The organism is Arthrobacter sp. HMWF013 (genome assembly GCF_003061105.1).
GTDB lineage: Bacteria > Actinomycetota > Actinomycetes > Actinomycetales > Micrococcaceae > Arthrobacter.
Window position 1 is genome coordinate 1 of record NZ_QAIQ01000560.1, and the last position, 1,243, is coordinate 1,243.

Genomic DNA, 1,243 nt, shown 5'->3' on the forward strand with positions numbered 1-1,243 from the left:
GGGACTGCCCCCGGTTTTGTTGACTCCTTGACCTAGCGAGCTGGTGCTCGTGGAAGGATGTTGACCATGCCCACGGCTTATGGGGCGGAGTTCCGCCAGGATGTTATTGATGTGGCCCGCAAGGGCGAGGCGCCGCTGGCGCAGATTGCCAAGGATTTCGGGCTGTCGGTCACGACACTGAAACGGTGGATTGCCATCGCCGAACGTAAAGATTCCGGAGCCGGACCGGCAGCGGCGGAGTCGGCCGAGATGCGAGAGCTGAAGAAGCGCAACCGCCTGTTGGAGCAGGAGAATGAGATTCTGCGCCGGGCTGCTGCTTATCTGGCGAGGGACATCAACCCAAAATGATGTACCCGCTGGTCACGGATCTTGCCGTCGACGGAGTTCCCGTGGCGGTGACCTGCAGGGTGTTGGGATTCAGCAAGCAAGGCTATTACCGGTGGAGGGCCAGCCCGGTGACGGACCGGGACTGGGCGGATGCGCACGTGGTCAACGCCGCTCGGGAGATCCACGCCGACGATCCTGCTTTCGGGTACAGGTTCATCGCCGATGAGCTTCCGGAGAAGGGCATCACGGCGGGCGAGAACAGGGTTCAGCGCCTGTGCCGGGACCACGGCATCTGGTCTGTATTTTCCAAGAAGCGTGGCCTGAACCGGAAGCCCGGTCCACCAGTCCACGACGACCTGGTGGAGCGAGACTTCACTGCCGCGGCGCCGAACGAGCTGTGGCTGACCGACATCACCGAGCACCCCACCGCCGAGGGAAAGCTCTACCTCTGCGCGGTCAAGGACGTCTATTCCGGCAGGATCGTCGGGTACTCGATGGACTCACGGATGAAATCCTCGCTGGCGGTGGCAGCGCTGGAGAACGCGGTGCGGGCGCGGCGTCCGGCAGGAACGGTGGTGCATTCGGATCGTGGTTCCCAGTTCCGGTCCCGTCGCTTCGTCGAAACGCTCCGGCACAATGGCCTCACCGGGTCGATGGGCAGGGTGGGCGCGTGCGCGGACAACGCCGCAATGGAATCCTTCTTCTCGCTACTGCAAAAGAACGTCCTGGACCGTCAGCGGTGGCTCACACGCCAGGAACTCCGGCTGGCGATCACATCCTGGATCGAGCGGACCTACCACCGCCGGCGACGGCAAAGACGGCTGGGAAAACTCACGCCAATTGAATATGAAACAATCAACCGGATTGCGCTCATAGCGGCCTAAGACCCCGAGTCAACAAAAGCCGGGGCAGTCCC

Annotated in this window: 1 protein-coding gene; it reads left to right on the forward strand. The window is 62.8% G+C overall.

The genetic code is table 11. From position 1 onward, the window contains the following. Positions 1 to 66: 66 nt before the first annotated feature. A protein-coding gene (locus DBR22_RS19195) for an IS3 family transposase (protein ID WP_108600316.1) occupies positions 67 to 1,211 on the forward strand; the annotation gives its coding sequence in 2 pieces (ribosomal slippage) (positions 67 to 343 and positions 343 to 1,211; 1,146 coding nt in all). Positions 1,212 to 1,243: the final 32 nt, after the last annotated feature.